17 protein-coding genes are annotated in these 16,147 nt (G+C 35.4%); 5 read left to right on the forward strand and 12 right to left on the reverse strand.

Annotated elements, in window-relative coordinates; genetic code table 11:
• Nucleotides 1-166 precede the first annotated feature (166 nt).
• The 4 genes from CIN_RS09265 to CIN_RS09280 all read right to left on the reverse strand — a co-directional run bounded on the left by CIN_RS09265 (nucleotide 167) and on the right by CIN_RS09280 (nucleotide 3,371).
• The gene (locus CIN_RS09265) at nucleotides 167-991 is read right to left on the reverse strand and encodes a calcium-binding protein (protein ID WP_008854828.1); all 825 of its coding nucleotides are present in this window, start codon (nucleotides 989-991) and stop codon (nucleotides 167-169) included.
• Between the two features lie 136 nt (nucleotides 992-1,127).
• Nucleotides 1,128-2,000, reverse strand: coding sequence for a hypothetical protein (locus CIN_RS09270; protein ID WP_008854829.1), 873 nt, complete (start codon nucleotides 1,998-2,000; stop codon nucleotides 1,128-1,130).
• A gap of 28 nt (nucleotides 2,001-2,028) precedes the next feature.
• Nucleotides 2,029-2,646 (reverse strand): phosphatase PAP2 family protein, encoded by a 618-nt coding sequence (locus CIN_RS09275; protein WP_040364339.1) that lies wholly within the window; start codon nucleotides 2,644-2,646, stop codon nucleotides 2,029-2,031.
• A gap of 26 nt (nucleotides 2,647-2,672) precedes the next feature.
• Nucleotides 2,673-3,371, reverse strand: a complete 699-nt coding sequence (locus CIN_RS09280) for a nucleoside/nucleotide kinase family protein (protein ID WP_008854831.1) — start codon at nucleotides 3,369-3,371, stop codon at nucleotides 2,673-2,675.
• 261 nt (nucleotides 3,372-3,632) lie between these two features.
• On the opposite strand from CIN_RS09280, the gene CIN_RS09285 reads away from it, so the two are divergent.
• Nucleotides 3,633-4,328, forward strand: coding sequence for a nucleoside/nucleotide kinase family protein (locus CIN_RS09285; protein WP_040364341.1), 696 nt, complete (start codon nucleotides 3,633-3,635; stop codon nucleotides 4,326-4,328).
• On the opposite strand, the gene CIN_RS09290 is transcribed toward CIN_RS09285, so the two are convergent.
• Nucleotides 4,325-4,756, reverse strand: coding sequence for a hypothetical protein (locus CIN_RS09290; protein WP_008854833.1), 432 nt, complete (start codon nucleotides 4,754-4,756; stop codon nucleotides 4,325-4,327). The two genes, CIN_RS09285 and CIN_RS09290, sit on opposite strands and share 4 nt — an antisense overlap.
• A 117-nt stretch (nucleotides 4,757-4,873) precedes the next feature.
• Entirely contained in the window at nucleotides 4,874-6,325 is a 1,452-nt protein-coding gene (locus CIN_RS09295; protein WP_008854834.1) for a carbohydrate porin, read from the reverse strand.
• A gap of 243 nt (nucleotides 6,326-6,568) precedes the next feature.
• Between CIN_RS09295 and CIN_RS09300 the strand changes: the two genes are divergently transcribed.
• The gene (locus CIN_RS09300; protein ID WP_040364342.1) at nucleotides 6,569-7,105 is read left to right on the forward strand and encodes a D-glycero-alpha-D-manno-heptose-1,7-bisphosphate 7-phosphatase; all 537 of its coding nucleotides are present in this window, start codon (nucleotides 6,569-6,571) and stop codon (nucleotides 7,103-7,105) included.
• Nucleotides 7,106-7,662: 557 nt separating this feature from the next.
• Here the strand turns inward: CIN_RS09300 and CIN_RS09305 are convergent.
• From CIN_RS09305 to CIN_RS09315, 3 genes are all read right to left on the reverse strand, one after another.
• On the reverse strand, nucleotides 7,663-7,899 hold the full coding sequence (locus CIN_RS09305) for a hypothetical protein (RefSeq protein ID WP_008854837.1): 237 nt from the start codon (nucleotides 7,897-7,899) through the stop codon (nucleotides 7,663-7,665).
• A gap of 100 nt (nucleotides 7,900-7,999) precedes the next feature.
• On the reverse strand, nucleotides 8,000-8,260 hold the full coding sequence (locus CIN_RS09310; protein ID WP_040364343.1) for a hypothetical protein: 261 nt from the start codon (nucleotides 8,258-8,260) through the stop codon (nucleotides 8,000-8,002).
• A gap of 82 nt (nucleotides 8,261-8,342) precedes the next feature.
• The gene (locus tag CIN_RS09315) at nucleotides 8,343-9,251 is read right to left on the reverse strand and encodes a LysR family transcriptional regulator (protein WP_008854838.1); all 909 of its coding nucleotides are present in this window, start codon (nucleotides 9,249-9,251) and stop codon (nucleotides 8,343-8,345) included.
• A gap of 127 nt (nucleotides 9,252-9,378) precedes the next feature.
• On the opposite strand from CIN_RS09315, the gene CIN_RS09320 reads away from it, so the two are divergent.
• Nucleotides 9,379-10,014, forward strand: a complete 636-nt coding sequence (locus CIN_RS09320) for a YceI family protein (RefSeq protein WP_008854839.1) — start codon at nucleotides 9,379-9,381, stop codon at nucleotides 10,012-10,014.
• A 322-nt stretch (nucleotides 10,015-10,336) separates the two neighbouring features.
• Here the strand turns inward: CIN_RS09320 and CIN_RS09325 are convergent, their stop codons facing one another.
• Nucleotides 10,337-10,786 (reverse strand): hypothetical protein, encoded by a 450-nt coding sequence (locus CIN_RS09325; protein WP_008854841.1) that lies wholly within the window; start codon nucleotides 10,784-10,786, stop codon nucleotides 10,337-10,339.
• A 534-nt stretch (nucleotides 10,787-11,320) separates the two neighbouring features.
• Here CIN_RS09325 and CIN_RS09330 point away from each other — a divergent pair.
• Nucleotides 11,321-12,097, forward strand: coding sequence for an L-iditol 2-dehydrogenase (locus CIN_RS09330; protein WP_008854842.1), 777 nt, complete (start codon nucleotides 11,321-11,323; stop codon nucleotides 12,095-12,097).
• 52 nt (nucleotides 12,098-12,149) lie between these two features.
• Here the strand turns inward: CIN_RS09330 and CIN_RS09335 are convergent, their stop codons facing one another.
• On the reverse strand, nucleotides 12,150-13,070 hold the full coding sequence (locus tag CIN_RS09335; RefSeq protein ID WP_083813390.1) for a cytochrome-c peroxidase: 921 nt from the start codon (nucleotides 13,068-13,070) through the stop codon (nucleotides 12,150-12,152).
• Between the two features lie 17 nt (nucleotides 13,071-13,087).
• Complete coding sequence (locus tag CIN_RS09340) at nucleotides 13,088-13,675, reverse strand: hypothetical protein (protein ID WP_008854844.1); 588 nt, start codon at nucleotides 13,673-13,675, stop codon at nucleotides 13,088-13,090.
• 147 nt (nucleotides 13,676-13,822) lie between these two features.
• Between CIN_RS09340 and CIN_RS09345 the strand changes: the two genes are divergently transcribed.
• A complete protein-coding gene (locus tag CIN_RS09345; protein ID WP_050798414.1) occupies nucleotides 13,823-15,922 on the forward strand; it encodes a TonB-dependent receptor plug domain-containing protein in 2,100 nt (699 codons plus the stop codon).
• The last annotated feature ends 225 nt before the right edge of the window (nucleotides 15,923-16,147 follow it).

Raw genomic sequence — 16,147 nt, forward strand, 5'->3', positions numbered from 1 at the left:
AAAATTATATATACTATCTATACAGTTAGATACAATGTTTTGTAAGTAATTCAGAGACAATTATAAGCTGTTGTCATATTAATAAATATTTTTATCAGTGTAATAAAAAAGCTTATAGAATAAAATCTATAAGCTTTAAACGATCATTTAATATTTGGTTAGATAATTAAATATTAAATTGTTCAGTATGAAGGTTATTAATAGATACACCTTGTACTGTAATTTGATGATTGTCTAAGTTTAAAACAGCATTCCCATTAGAATCATTATGAGAGCTAGCTAAAAGGGCACCTAAACTGTCTTGCGTTAAATTGTAATTATAAAGAGATATTTTATTACCAGCTGATACTGCAAAATCACCAATAACTGTTCTACCACCAGCATCAGTATCTTTATTAAAGACAAATATATTGTTACCTGCACCACCGTTTAATGTGGAGTTTCCTGTACCAGCATCTAGTTCATCATTACCGCTACCTGTTGTGACTACAAGGTTGGTATTATGATTAGAAGTTTGAGATGCGTATACAGTTATTGGTGAAGTAGACCCTGCAGCATTTAAAGTTTCGTTTCCTTCATTTGCTACAAATAAAGCATCGGAATTATATGATCTTAAAACTAAATTTAATCCATCAGTTCCAAATATAAAAGTTTGGCCAGTGTTTACAATCGAATTAAAACCGGTGCCTTGGCTAAAGAGTAAGCTGCCATCTGCATTAAAATTGTTATTATTGCCACCACTAACAGTGGTAGGACTGCCAGAGATCATGAAGTTACTATATTGAGCACCATTGATTGTTGTTGTACCACCCATGACATTAAAGTTACTATTTTGAGTACCATTAACCATAATATTAGAATTCATAGCTGTGACTGTGCAATTATAGTAACGGGGAAGAACTCCTGATCCACCTTGAATTGTAACCGCACTATTTGATACTAATGATTCTTCATCACTATATGTTGTTGGTGTTACGATATTATTACTCATAATATATTCTCCAAAATTAATTGTATATTATAGTTACAATGCAGAATTAATTATGTAAATATAACCAATATATATATGATTAAGTCATGAGTTGTTGTTGTATAATTGTCTCAGTATGTGTGCTTTGTATAAATGGTTATCTAAAAGCTTTGATAAAGATATTTAATCTTTGGGAAATCTCTTTTGGTAACGAAAATTGATCAAAGAAATAGTTTTGGGTTCTATTAATCTTCTTTTCTATTAATACATCATGATAATCACCCATTAAACCATTAATGGTTGCTAGATATTGGAACGTTTGATGATGGTAAGAAGAGGGATATAATACATCAAAAGTTCCATAAAGTGCAGAGAACATGCTCATTTGTTTTCTTAAAATATGGAACTGATGAGCAGATAAAGTTTGATTCTTGTGGATTTCTTTTTGGATGAAAATAGCTCGTTTGTGAATGGCAGATTTAAAGTCATCTAAATCGCATGGGAAAAAACGATACACTTCTCTTTTTAAGAGTGATAGTCCTTGTTCATTCCATAAAGCATTTAAAAGGATTGCATTTGGAATTACAATGCTACTTTTGTGATTTTTAAAACCATCCTGAATCATTCCTAATAATCCAGTAATATTACCAAGTAGGAAAGGGCGTTTATGACGAGCATCAAAGCCGCGATATGCGTAGCAGAGATGCTTGAATTTAGCCCTCATCATCTTATAGATGACTTTATCTTCTTCAGAAATAATACTGGTAGTACATAGACTTCTAATAATTTTAGAAAAACGTTGATCCAAAATACCGTCAAGCCATACTTTACGGCAAATCATAAAACTTTCTATCAGTTGCTGTTGTGTATACTGGAAATCAATTGTGCTGGGTAATGTAATATCCAGATTAATTTCATCATCAACGCAAATCATATCATAGAGCTGATCGCATTGTTGTTGTGAAAATTGAAAACGTTCGAAATCGACAATTTGTTTGGCATTGATAGGTGTTTTTGTTTTGAACATCATTTTGGATCTTTATGGGTTATATTTATTGTTATCGATGTGGAAGGTATTTATTGACATAAGTTTGCAAAGGGATAGATATTTTAGCTTGATAAGTGATAGAGATCCACATTAAACCACATCCCCAACCAGCAAGAACATCGCTGCACCAATGTGCCCCAAGTGCTAATCTTGTCCATCCAATGAGTAGAGTGGTGATAATTGCAATAAACAGAATAGATTTTCTTTGAGAAAAAATGAAATAACAAACAAGTAAAAAGGCTATAGAGTTGACAGAGTGCCCACTAGGAAAACTATAACTGATTGCATGGGTTAAAGAATCATTAAAAACAGGACGTTCTCTTCCTACGATAATTTTTAATATTGTAAAAACTATTCTGCAAGATCCCATTGTGGCAACGGCCCAAAGCGCTTCATAGAAACGTCTTTTTAGCCATAACCATCCTCCTAAGGCTAGTGTCATAGGAGTGATAATTGCAAAAGATCCCAATTTTGAAATATTTTTGGTAATAGACGTAAGTCCATCCGTAGGGGATAGAATAAAAAAATGGCTAAGGATAGCATCCCATGGTGTTAAAAGTGCAATAAGGATAGCTATAAAAAATAACGTTATTCCGCTTATAAAAAGAGGTTTGCAATGAAAAGACAACAATTCGCCCCAATAAAAGAAAAATATTAGATAATTTCTTTTACCACATTAGAGACAATTTGACAGACTTCTTTGTAAGGGAGTGTTGAATCAATATCAACAATTCGTGCGCCTCTAAAAGAAAGTTTTGGTGTTGCATCGACTTTCAATTGTAACAAGTCATAATCGTGGTCTTGTTTTCGTTGATATGCCGAATCTACGTCGATATTTAATCGAAATACGACATCAGGTTTAACGGATGCCATTTGATCATAAAGTTTATACTCCCATTTAACTAGCTTAGATATTAGCCAATTGGTTGTATGTGCAGCAGAGAGGCCTGGACCATCATAAAAGCCACTGACTTCAGTTTGGGGATAGCGATCGGTAATCGTGATTACGCCCTTTTGGCGAGCTTTCATCATTTTTTGAAAGTTGTAATATCGTATACAAGAAAAAGCAAAGATAACAATTGCTGTGGTTAAACCAGGAATTTTATTGCCTTTATTACGAGCTGTGGTTGCTTTTTTATCGATAATTCGATCAAGAATAGGGCCGATAAGCTTGATCTCTTTGATTCGACGACCAATATTTCCTGAACCTTGTCCTAAGTAACAGCGTTGCGTCGGATATGATTGAGATAACACATTGGTTAAGTCTATACTTAATGTAGACTTACCAGAACCATCACAACCGATAAAGGCGATTAAGGGAGCTAAAGGCTTTTGGGATTTTTGATACGACATATATATTTTCTAAATTTTAAAGAACTCACTAGGACCACAGAATTATGTTTTTTTTATTCTAAATAGAATATCAATGCATATTCTCCGAATTTTGTGATAGTTTATGGCGAGTTCGAATAAAAGAATGTTCCATGTACCACATTTACTAAAAGTATTAAGAAATTGACTTATAATAGTTCTTGCCGATAAATCAAATCAAATTTTATCGTAATTTATTGTAATATACAAATAATGAATCAAAGATATAGAGAAATAAACTTTATGAAAAACGATATGTCCCTTCCTGTTATTGCGGTTATTGGTGCTGATGGTTCTGGAAAATCAACTGTTTGCATAGAACTTAAAGCATGGTTGGAGACACGTTATCCTGTTAAGTTATGTCATTTGGGACGCCAAACAGGTGGTATTGGGCGTATGATTGCTAAGCTTCCATTTTTTGGTAAAAAATTAGATCATGGCATTGCAGGTAAAGCAAATAAGGCTCGCTCTGATAAAGGGCCTAAAGCGGGGGTTGCCTTGATTATGTTTTTACTATCGTTGAAGCGTGTATATCGTTTTTACAAGATGCTCAGGTTAAAAAAACAGGGTTTTTTAATTATTACGGATCGTTTTCCTCAGACTTCTGTTATTGGTGGGTTGGATGGGCCTGACTTAACGGTTGATCATCCTGATAATATTATCTCTAGCTATTTCACAAGGTGGGAGCGTAAGCTTTATTATTGGATGACTGATCATAAACCAGATTTGGTTATTCGTTTAAATGTTGATATTGATACAGCAATGCAGCGCAAGCCTGATCATCGTTTGTCTTCGATGGTAAAAAAAATCGAAACTATTCAAAAAATTACTTTTAATGGTGCGCCAATTTTAGATTTGTACAGTAATACACAACCTCTTGAAGAAATTGTTCAAGAGGCGAAAAAAGCGATTACAGAGATTTTGTCTAAAAAATATTAATAACTTGGGTCGTAAACAGGCATTGCACGACGAAAAACGCCACGAGTTTTATTTTGTGTCGGATCTGCTGTTTGTGCAACAGGAGCATTGATCCCTAAGTCATACTTACTTTTCCGATGTTTACTATTGACCCATCCTTCGCTGCCATTTACTTTTTTTGCTGAAGAGCTCGCGTAACGACGAGGGATTAACGCAGCAGGTGCATTGCTTTTATCGATTGCATTTTGTTTTGGGTTGACTTGTTGTGCAAAGGGGGTCATATCATTTTCGCTTTGCTTTGGATTTAAGTGTGTGTCTTTAGGCGCAACAACAGGTGGAGGTGGGCCACGTTTATGATGGTTACGTGCAAACGCAAGCTGACTACTGCTTAAACCAATGGTGATAATTCCTAGGGAAAAACCATATAAGTATTTTTTTACTGTGAACATAAGGGGTAGAACCTTGTTATTGTCTTTTTAAGATAGGATATAATTATAGTCTTATCTTAAAAAGATATAATCAAATAATGGCAAGATTTTATATAATTAATACGATAATAGTCTTAATTAAAATACAACATTTGTTCTGAAGCCTAAAACAGCAGCATCTGTATAGGTGCTTTTGGTCGCAGCAACATTATGAAAATATTCGAATACAGGCATGATCATTACGCCGCGATAGACGGAAATACCATAATTAGCTTCAAATAAAAGACTGTTTGACTGAACGCCAGGAGCCCCATTGAGTAAGCCATTAAAGATTCCATTTGCGCCAGAAACCATTCCATTATTGATTTGATATTCTTGTGCTCTGCTTAATCCTCTAGGAACCGTATAATAAGTCATCATCAGGCCAAATTGGTCATAAGGTCTAGCATGCCAAAACCCTTTATCAATGACGCCGATATTATAGAGATCTTTAAAGCTAGATGTTGTTGGAGAATCGTGTCCCCAGTTGGCAATAACATATAGTCCATGATCTTTGATTTGGTCATTACGATGGATCATTTGCCCCATCATGACCCAATATTGTGCACGATTATCTTTTTTACCAGAACCTGTTGCTTGACTTGACCATGTTTGAAAGCGACTGGTATCTAAACCGGCACCTACGTGGATATAACCATTTAAATGACTTTTACCAAAGTTGGAGGTATAACCAACCTCAACAGGAACAAAAGCACCTGTTGCAGCTTTTACGCCCCAATCAAATCCTGCAGGTCCGCCTTTTCCTGTTCCCCAAGGAGAACTCTCATAAGCACCGACTTGTACATAAGCATTTGACGTGAAGTTATAAAGAATTTTTGCACCCCATACCGTCCCAGGCCAAGGGCTAAATCCTTGTTGAGATTGAACACTTCTGGGTTGTCCACAAGTTGCAATTAACATAAATTGACAAGAGAAAGGGCTTAGCGCAAAATTATTTCCAACGCTATCGCGTCCAAAGCGGATTTCAACTTTATCATCCCATAGTTTTTGCAAACCATAAACATAGTTCATGTGGAAGAAACGGGCATAACCCCCACCATAAATCTCTTGCGCTTGGATTTGAGAATCTCCAACATAATCAGTGCTGGCATTTCGTCCAGCAAGATTTAAAATCATGGCATGGGTTGAAAAACCTTTCCAACCAATAATTTTTTCCCAATCCATATCAATGGAAAAAGCAACTTGGTGGGCATAATCTGCCCCTTTCTTTTTCCCGCCATTAATAACGCCTGCGGTTTCTGTTAACCAGCTGAGCCCTAATTGAATGCCGTATTTATCCAGATATTTATTGACGCCTCCAAGGAGGAGTTCGCCTGATGGATCGATGTCAGGATCGGCTTCGGGATTATTTAACGCCGTATCTTGATCGGGCGTGTCATCTCTTTTTTCAATAAGTTGATTGAATTGTTGATCTTTCTTTTGATGCAGTGAAGGTTTTGCAAAAGCTGTGGCGCAATGCAAAGTTACAATCAAAGAAGAAGTGCTTAAATAAAGTATAAAGCGAGATTTGCTACTAATTTTATTTACCATCCAATTAACATTTTACCTTTTTGATTTATAGATTAAACAATAGGGATGACTAGGCAAGTCATAACGAAAAAAGGCACTCTAACATAACTTTTTCAAAAAGTAAAAAAGAAGACTATTTTAATACTATTAAAGCGATAAGATAAACTATAGTAAAATAGATATTTTTTAATATAGAATATTTCTTTTGTGTTAAGCAATATTACTACACTATTTTTTATTATTCCTATGGATGAGGATATATCAATGATTACTCAATCTGCTTTATCTACACTAAAACCCTGTATTTTTCTGGATCGTGATGGGGTGATTAATGTGGATACAGGGTATCCGCATCGTAAAGATGAATTACAATTGATTGATGGGGCAGGGAATGCAATTGCCAGAATGAATCAGTTGGGTTTTTTAGTCATTGTCGTGACGAATCAGTCTGGGGTAGCAAGAGGATATTTTACCGAAGCAGATGTCCATCAGTTTCATCATTATATTTCAGAAGCATTAACACCTTACCATGCGTATATTGATGATTTTTATTTGTGCCCGTATCATCCTAAATCTGTCATAGAGGCTTACCGTCAAGATCATATCGATCGTAAACCTAATCCAGGGATGATTGATCGTGCTTGTAAAGAATGGCCAATAGATCGAGAGCGTTCTTTTTTAATTGGAGATAAAGACACAGACGTTAAAGCTGCTGAAAATGCAAAGATCCAAGGATATCTATTTAATGGCGGGAATTTAGATGGTTTTGTACAATCGATTTTAAAAGAAAAAGCGATTTGAATAATTTTTTGGAATGCTCGTTTTAGATTTCCTATATCGCATTATGATGTAGGGAAAGTAAAAATTAAAGATATTTTCTGTATAGTTCTGCGTTTTCTAACAGTTTCTATAGATAGCAAGTTATAAAGACGTATGAGCCTCGTTATTTGGAGGAGATATGTTGTCGTTTGTTGTTTATAACAAGAAATATTTTTATTGATTTGTTAGATAGTTTTATTTCTTATTGGTTACTTTGATGGGCGTTGGGATCGGTTGCATAAAGAGGGGTATAGCCCGTATTCGTAAAATAAACCCATTTCTTACCCATCATGTTTAGATAGTTAGCAAATACTGTTGCCGTTAAATGGTCTGTATTAATAGTGCTAACCTTATTATCAGTTGTTATCGTTGCATATCCAGTAAAGATCGTTTTTTGAGGCTCTGATGCCTTGTTATTTTTTGCTGCTTTTTTGTATCCGTTTTTTCTTGATGACGATGTTCAAGAAGCTTTAAAGCCACCTTAAGGCTGTCCATCGTCTCTTATTTTATCTTGAACACGTCTTTTCTTAGCTTCAAGCTTAACTTTCACAAGGATATTTCAAAACGTTATAACCTTTTACGTCATCTTCCGTAGTGTTTTCTAAAAAACCTTCATTAATGCATGTATCAATTTGATTTAGAGAAATATCGTCCATTCGAGGTTGAAGCATTTCTCCAATAATTGTTAGAAGGTCATCAAGGGTAATAAAATTTGTTTCGTCTTTTAATTTTTTTTTAATATTATCCATGATAATGATAGTCATTTTAGAAACCATTTCTAATCCTTTCTGATTGACTCTGTTCACCGTTAATCGGTTAATTTTTCATTATGCATAAGAAAAAGAAAATGAGTCAATAGAGGCGTTTTGACCCTGTTCATAAAACAGTAGTTTTTGAACCTTCAATTGGCGCAGAATCAACCAATATAATGACCGTTGGATGACCACCATTTTTACCATACATATTAGAAAGTATTATTGGATAATTATTTGGTATTATTACACGAATAACATCATCCTTTGATAAAGGTTTTGCATCACCCGTCTGATTATTAATAGGAATATAATATTCACTATTATAGATCGCGCATCCACAGAGCAACAAACTTAAAGACAAACTAAATACTAATTGTTTCATTATACTTTATATGCTTCATGACAATGATAGAGTGATATTTCAGAAAATCTGAACAGATTTTAAAAATAAGAATTCATATTGGCTAATCCCAAGGTGCTTTTTGAGAGAAATGTTGCACGAGATAGTCGATCATTACTCTACTTTTTAGTGGTACATAATCAGCGGGTGGATACATAATATATAAAGCAGCCTCTTGAATCGTTGGGTAATCTAGGGTGATAGCAACGAGTTTTTTCTCTTGAAGCTCTTTATTTAAGAGAAATTTAGGTAAGTAAGCAATTCCTTGTCCCATAATGGCAGCATCTCTTAACATCTCACCATTATTAGCCGTTAATGATCCATTTACTCGAATATTATGTTCTCCATTTTTGCCAAATTTCCAGTAAGATCGGTTCATTAAGGTGCCTAAACTATACAGTAAGCATTGATGTTGAGGTAGGTCTTGGATGGTCTGAGGTGTTCCGTGTTGTTTTAAATAGTCAGGTGAAGCGCATAAAATAAACTCGATTGAAGTCAACTTACGTGCTTTTAATGTACTGGAAATCATTTTTCCTATACGTAAGGATAAATCCCAACCTTCTTCGACTAAGTCGACAATACGGTCATTGAGCCCTAACTCAATCGTAATATCTGGGTATTGCTTTGAAAATTCTATCAGTAAGGGAGAAAAGTGCCTTAATGTTAATGAAAGGGGCGCATTGATTTTGAGGTGTCCTTTTGGACTAACATGCTGAGCGGTGATGGTTTGTTCAATCGCATCCATATCCAAGAGGATTTTATCGCAGCCTTGATAAAATAAAGTGCCAGCTTCGGTTAATGAAATTTTACGCGTGGTGCGGTGTAATAAAGTGCAATTTAGACGTTGTTCCAGAGCATTAATATGTTTGGTTATCATTGTGGGGGATAGGTTAAATGCTCGACCAGCGGCAGAAAAGCTGCCTGTATTGACCACTTTGACGAAGATTTGCATGCTGGTTATACGATCAAGCATTTTATTTTATACTCACAGTTTATAATCTTTTAATAAAAAGGGATATTATCAAATCAAAAGAAATAGATCATATTCTATTACAAGAGATTTAAATATAATTTCAAATATTAATCAAAGGAAAATGATCATGAAAAAAATTATCGCTAGTGTATTAGGTGCAACCGCATTATTTTTTGCAGTAGAAGGCGCACATGCTGCAACCGCTCAACAAGCAAGCTCAGACGTTGTGACTGTTGTACAAGATGTAAAAAACGGCACTTATAAAATCGATCCTCATCATACTCAAGTATTATTCTCAGTTTCTCATTTTGGATTTACGAATTATTCAGGCAATTTTTCTGATATTTCTGGTTCTTTGAATTTAAACGTGAAAGACGTCAGTAAAAATAAATTAACGATTGAGCTTCCGATCCAAAGCATTCAAACCACCAGCACAAAATTAACCGAAGAGTTAAAAGATCCAAATTGGTTTGATGCAGCAAAATATCCAACTGCTCAGTTTGTTTCAACAAAGTCTGTAAAAACAGGTGAGAAAACAGCGGATGTTACAGGGAATTTAACCTTGCACGGGATTACAAAAACAGTGACGTTACATGTGACTTATGTAGGTGCAGGGATTAATCCATTGGATAAAGCTTATACGGTTGGCTTCCAAATCACAGGAAAAATTAATCGTGGAGATTTTGGTATTATGACTTATTTGCCTAAAGTTGGGAATGAAGTGGATTTAAATATTGCTGCTGCTTTTGAAAAAGCATCATAAGATTAAATTACCATAAATAATAAAATGACTAAGGAAATATGTTGGTATTCATTGCCAACATATTTTTATTTTTTGTATAGTGAAATGAGTTTTTTTATGGATTATTCTGAAATAACGCCACAAAATGATTTTTTATATGTAAAGTTTGTTACTCTACATTCTGTCTGATGGGAGCTACTAATCTTGCTCAATTATGTTGGTTTGATCGGAATAAAGATAAATCACATCATCAGTCAATAAGCCGAATTTAAAAAATACAAATAATATATTTTTTAAACTGACTTCTAAAATTTCAATATTCGTTGTTATTAACAACAATAAATTATTTTTGTAAGCTTTCTAACAAGCCATTTTCAAATGCACCAGTTGAGGTACAAGCGGTTGGTTTTATCTTGTCATTTCCATCAGCGGCGACTAAACCAGCATATCCATTGACTTGAACGGAAACGTTGCTTCCTTTACCATTACTCCATACTTGCGTGACAATGCGATAGTATTTTTGAATATTTTGTGTTTGCTCTACACTGGAACAATCTAAGTAAAGACCCGCTATTGTTAAATCATTACCAGCTGTTGCGACAATACCAACCTGTGTGTTTTGAACTAAGGGTGTTAATCCTTTGCTTTGGTAATATGCTTGAACTCGGGTAATAAGCTCATCAGGGTTACGATTTCCTATTTGTGTCGTTACAGGACTATCTGTGCCACCTGCAGTTGATGATCCTCCACTGTGACTGGTTCCTTCATTTTCTGTTTTAACAGGGCCATACACTGAAATACCTCCTGTGACACACCCAGTTAAAGACAAAATAAAACTTATGGCACATATATTTTTTATTATTACTTATTAACTGTATTTTAATTGCTGGATGTGCCAACTTTTATTATCGATAGGTATTTAAAATACCAGGTATGGTATCCATCATGCATAGTTCTTTATTGATTGATAAAAGTGAGTGATGTTGGAGGCGAAGAGGTTTGTGAAGAGCATACTAGTGTAAGTAAGTATGTAGTAATGATATATATTCTGTTTTTATGTATGCTCTATTGTTAGGAATTATGATGATAACTATATGTAATGTTTGATAAGCATTACTTATTTCTTTTAAGCACATTGGTTTGACCATAAAGGTAAGTTGAAAAAACGTTATGAGCATCATTCCAACAAAATAGGATAAAGATTATTCTTCCACTAAAATATCAATAAGAGGTCGTTGTTTTGTGCGGTAATAAAATACATGTGAATTAAAGTTTTTATTTTTTTTGATACAATCTTTGTAAATTATTTGAAAATAAAGGATTTACAATGAAACTAACCAATAAAACAGCCATTATTACAGGTGCAGGCAGTGGCATTAGTAATGCAATTGCTAAGAAATTCTTAGAGGAGGGCGCAAACTGTGTCTTGGTTGATGTAAAACATGTAGACGAAGCTTTTGCACCTTTAAAAGACAAATATAAAAATCGTATTGTAACGGTGACTGCGGATATTAGTAAAATTGAGGATATTGCAAAAACTGTTCTAACGGCGGTTAAAGTGTTTGGTGAGGTTAATATTTTGCTGAATGGTGCTGGTATTTACGGGATGCGTCCTTTGTTAGAAGATTCTTTTGATGATTTTCAGCGTTTATTTTCCGTAAATGTGCAAGGTTCCTTTTTTATGATGCAAGCAGTTGCAAAACAAATGGTAAAACAAGGAAAAGGAGGCAAGATTTTAAATATATCTTCGCAAGCTGGCCGTCGTGGGGAGGCACTTTCTGCGCATTATTGTGCAACAAAAGCTGCGATTATCAGTTATACACAATCAGCAGCTTTGGCTTTGGCAGAACATAAAATTAATGTAAATGCAATTGCTCCAGGGGTGATTGATACACCAATGTGGGATCATGTGGATGCATTATTTGCCAAATATGAAAATCTTCAAATTGGAGAGAAAAAACGTCAGGTTGGCAAAGCTGTTCCATTAGGAAGAATGGGCGTTGCAGAAGATTTTACAGGAACAGCTGTTTTTTTGGCTTCTTCAGATTCAGATTATATTACAGGCCAGACGCTGAATGTGGATGGTGGGAATTGTATGAATTAAATCATAACAAGGTGGAGTTACAATATAAGTGTGATTGTAACTCCAGATATTTTTACTCGCAAGGTTCTGCAGGTAAAGAAAATTTAGGATCGCTAATAAATTGTTTATCGGTTAAAGAGTTCAAGAAAGCGATGACCTGATTGAGCTCTTGCTCAGAAAGTTGTGGCACTTTGGTTAAATGAGGATCGTGATTTTCAATGGCTTCTTTTAGAGTATCCAAAGAACCATCGTGGAAATAAGGTGCCGTTAGAGCAATATTTCGTAAAGTAGGCGTCCTCATTGCTTTGCTTGCATCTTTATTCACTTTATAGAATTTTTGATCTGTAAATAAAGGCGGCGTATGGCAAGTCGCGCATTGCCCTTTACCAAAGAATATTTTCTCGCCTTGTTGCATTTCTGGCGTATAGCCTTGTTTCGTATCCCAGATACTATGATCAGAAATCAAAGTGCGTTCAAAGCTTGCAATGGCTTTGGTAATATTTTCCATGGTCACTTTGTTGCCTTGCGCATCAGGAAAGGCTGAATTAAATAAACGAACATAGCATGCATTCGAAGCAATACGTTTTTCAATTTCTTTTTCATTTTTAAACATACCCATTTCAACAGGAACTGTTCCTGTAACAGGCATTAATGCTTGTTTTTCTAGGGTGTGGACATGTTGTTCAGTCCAAGTAAAGGTTTGAAATTGCCCGATATTTGCCAAGGTAGGAACGTTATACACCCCTTGATCATTATTTACGCCAGGATGAGTCGGATTACCATCGGTAAACGCATGTTTTTGTCTGTGACAAGTCGCACAAGACATACTGCCGTCTTTTGACATATCCGCATCATAGAAAAGATAACGACCCAGTTTCACTTGATCAGCTACCGTCGTTTGATTGCTTTCTTCTGATTTTGCGATGACAGTATAGCTGAAAACAGCTGAACAGCTTATCGCAAAGGTGAAAATAAGAGTCTTTATCTTTATCATATGATCATTACCAATGTTTATTTAGAACTAGAAACAGGAACAATTATAAATTTAATGGTTTCTTTGCCGTTTGCTGTGAATTCCATGGTGTGGCGACCTGCAGATAATGGAAAGTCTAAGATTTTTTCCATTCCTAAGCATTGAGCCCCGTGTTGATGCTTAATAGAATCAATGGCTTTTCCGTCTTTAACCATTTCAACCCACGGGCGACTATCGGTAGTGACTCGATATGTTCCTGGTGTTGGCACATCAAATTGAATCATACCTGCAAAGCTGACACTGCCACCACGTTCTTCTGGAGCGACAACAAATTGTACAGTTTTTGATGGGAATAAAGTGGCTTGAACGGCTTTGTTGATCTCAACAACAGACTGAGAGAGTTCAGCACCTGTTTTCGCAGCAGAGATCGCAATAGGCGCTTTCCAAGAGCTCATCTCTGTTGGAAGGGCTGTGCATGGTTGTTGGTGATGATTGGCATGAGTGGCTTTATTTTTGCCATGATCAGCACATTGCTCTGGTTTATTTTGAGCATAAGATTGAGCTGCGAAGGAGGCTAGTCCCATGGTTAAACATAAAGCAAGAAATTTTGGATTGAAAGAGCGCATAAAAGAAATCCTTTATTGTTTAGAAACACTTTATTTTATTTGAAAAAATAGAAAATACATCATTAGGACTAGTCCTTTGTATCTATTGACATTAAAAGAGATCGTCCTAGTTTACGTTTGATAAAATCTTACACGATGTTAGTCCATATGATGCATAAAAAAATTATCTACATGTTCGTTGCTTGCATGAGTTTGTTGCCTCTAAATCCTTTTTCTGCGGCTTATGGACAAGAGGCGGATCCTTCTAAGGATACTACAAAAGATAGTTCCAAGGATGAGAAGAAGGATACAAAGGAAAAAACACCTTCTTCAGAAGAAATTACCGTTTATGGACAACATAGCAAAATGCTGGTGGGGAATTCGGTTATTTCCTCAAAAGTTATGAATGATCTCAACCTGAATACATTAGATGATGCTGCGAATATTTTACCAGGGGTGAATGTTGCCACAACAGGCAATTCTCGGAATGAGAGAATGTTGTATGTTCGTGGATTTAGTCGTTTGCAAGTGCCTTTATTACTTGATGGGATTAGAGTTTATTTACCGTATGATAATCGACTGGATTTTGGTCGTTTTGTAACCCCTGATATTGCTGAAATTCAGATTAGTAAAGGTTATGCATCTGTCATTGATGGCCCTGATGGTATGGGCGGTATGATTAATCTGGTGACGAGAAAACCCAAGAAACCCCTTGAAGCAGAAGCACGTGGTAATGTTAATTTAGGGAATGGAGGCGGATATAATGCTTTTAATTCTTTTGGGTATTTGGGAACAAAACAAGAGAAATGGTATGCTCAAGTCAGCTTTGATGACAATAACGTTGGCCATACGGATCTATCTTCAAAATTTACCCCGACAGTGTCTCAAGGAAAAGGAAAACGTCTTCTTTCTGGGTCTGAAGATTGGCGGATTAATACAAAAATTGGCATTACACCGAATGATACTGACGAGTATGTATTGAGTTATACACGTCAGGAAGGAAAGAAAAACGCGCCGTTAAGTACGGTAGATCCGCCATCTTTGCAAAAAATATGGAATTGGCCGACATGGGATATAGATTCTCTGTCGTTCATGAGTAATACGCAATTAACCGATAGTTTGATTTTAAAGTTTCGTATTTATCGCAATACGTTTGATAATTTGTTACGAAGTTTTGATAATATTACACAAACAACTCAGTCTTTGAAAAAAGCATTTAATAGTCATTATTATGATGTTGCTTATGGTGGGGACGTGCGTCTGACTTGGGATGTGAGCAGCAGAGATGTAATGAATTTCGCCTTTTATGGGCGTTTAGATGAACATAATGAACATACTCAAAGCTTTCCTGGAGGGTATACGCAGCCTAATCAGGAATCAATCGAAGAAAGTTATAGTATAGCAGCAGATAATACATATGATCTTTTGCCGTCTTTAAAATTGACGGTGGGTGGTAGCTATGATTGGCGTATTTTGGATCAGGCTCAGGGTTTCTCTTCGGATACAAATAAAATTATTTCATATCCTACCAGAAATAGAGGCGCTTTTAATGAGCAAGCTCGTTTAGCATGGACGATTGATCCGAAAACCAATGCGTATGTCAGTTTCTCTGATCGTGTGCGTTTTCCTTCTTTATTTGAACGGTTTAGCACGCGTTTTGGTGGTGCAGTTTCTAATCCAGGGTTAAAGCCAGAACGTGCACAAAATTATGAAATTGGGATGTCTCATAATTGGGATAAAGTCAAAGTGGCTGGAGCTGTCTTTTATTCTCATATTGAAGATGCGATTGTTGCTATTCCAATGGTGTATGAAGGCGTTTCAATTACTCAAAATCGGAATGTCAGTCATGGAAATTATGTTGGATTTGAATTATCAACAGAGATTGATTTGCTCTCTAATTTATTAATTGGAGGGAATTATACCTATATTCATCGTGAAATGACCGATCCGACCAACGCGAATTTTCGTCCAACCGATGTGCCAAAGAATAAAGCATTTGTTTATGCGTTGTGGAAACCTATTAAAAAATTACAAATTATGCCCAGTGTTGATATTGCTTCCAATCGATGGACAACGGATAGCTATGGGATTGATTATTATAAAACAGGGCATTACGTTAATTTAGCAACCAGTGTGATGTATCAATTGACCGAGCAATGGCAAATCAGTGCTGGTGCTAAAAATTTGTTAGATCAAAACTATCAACTTGCGATGGGTTATCCAGAAATGGGTAGAAACTTTTTTATCAAAGCGCGTTTTGTTTATTAAAAGATTGAAGTTCTCTCAATATGGATTGTGCGAGTAGGAGTTCTTGCTTATTGTAAGTCTTGAGAAGAGCCATTTACATTAATTTTTAAGTTTTATCTATTTTATAAAATACTTATATTTAGAAAATTGAAATCCAGGCGTTGTTTCTTCTCCTTGATCTGTTGTCTTGTGTATTATGATTGAAAATAACAGTATTTTAAAAACAAAAACTTTCATATGGATTGA

The organism is Commensalibacter intestini A911, from assembly GCF_000231445.1.
GTDB lineage: Bacteria > Pseudomonadota > Alphaproteobacteria > Acetobacterales > Acetobacteraceae > Commensalibacter > Commensalibacter intestini.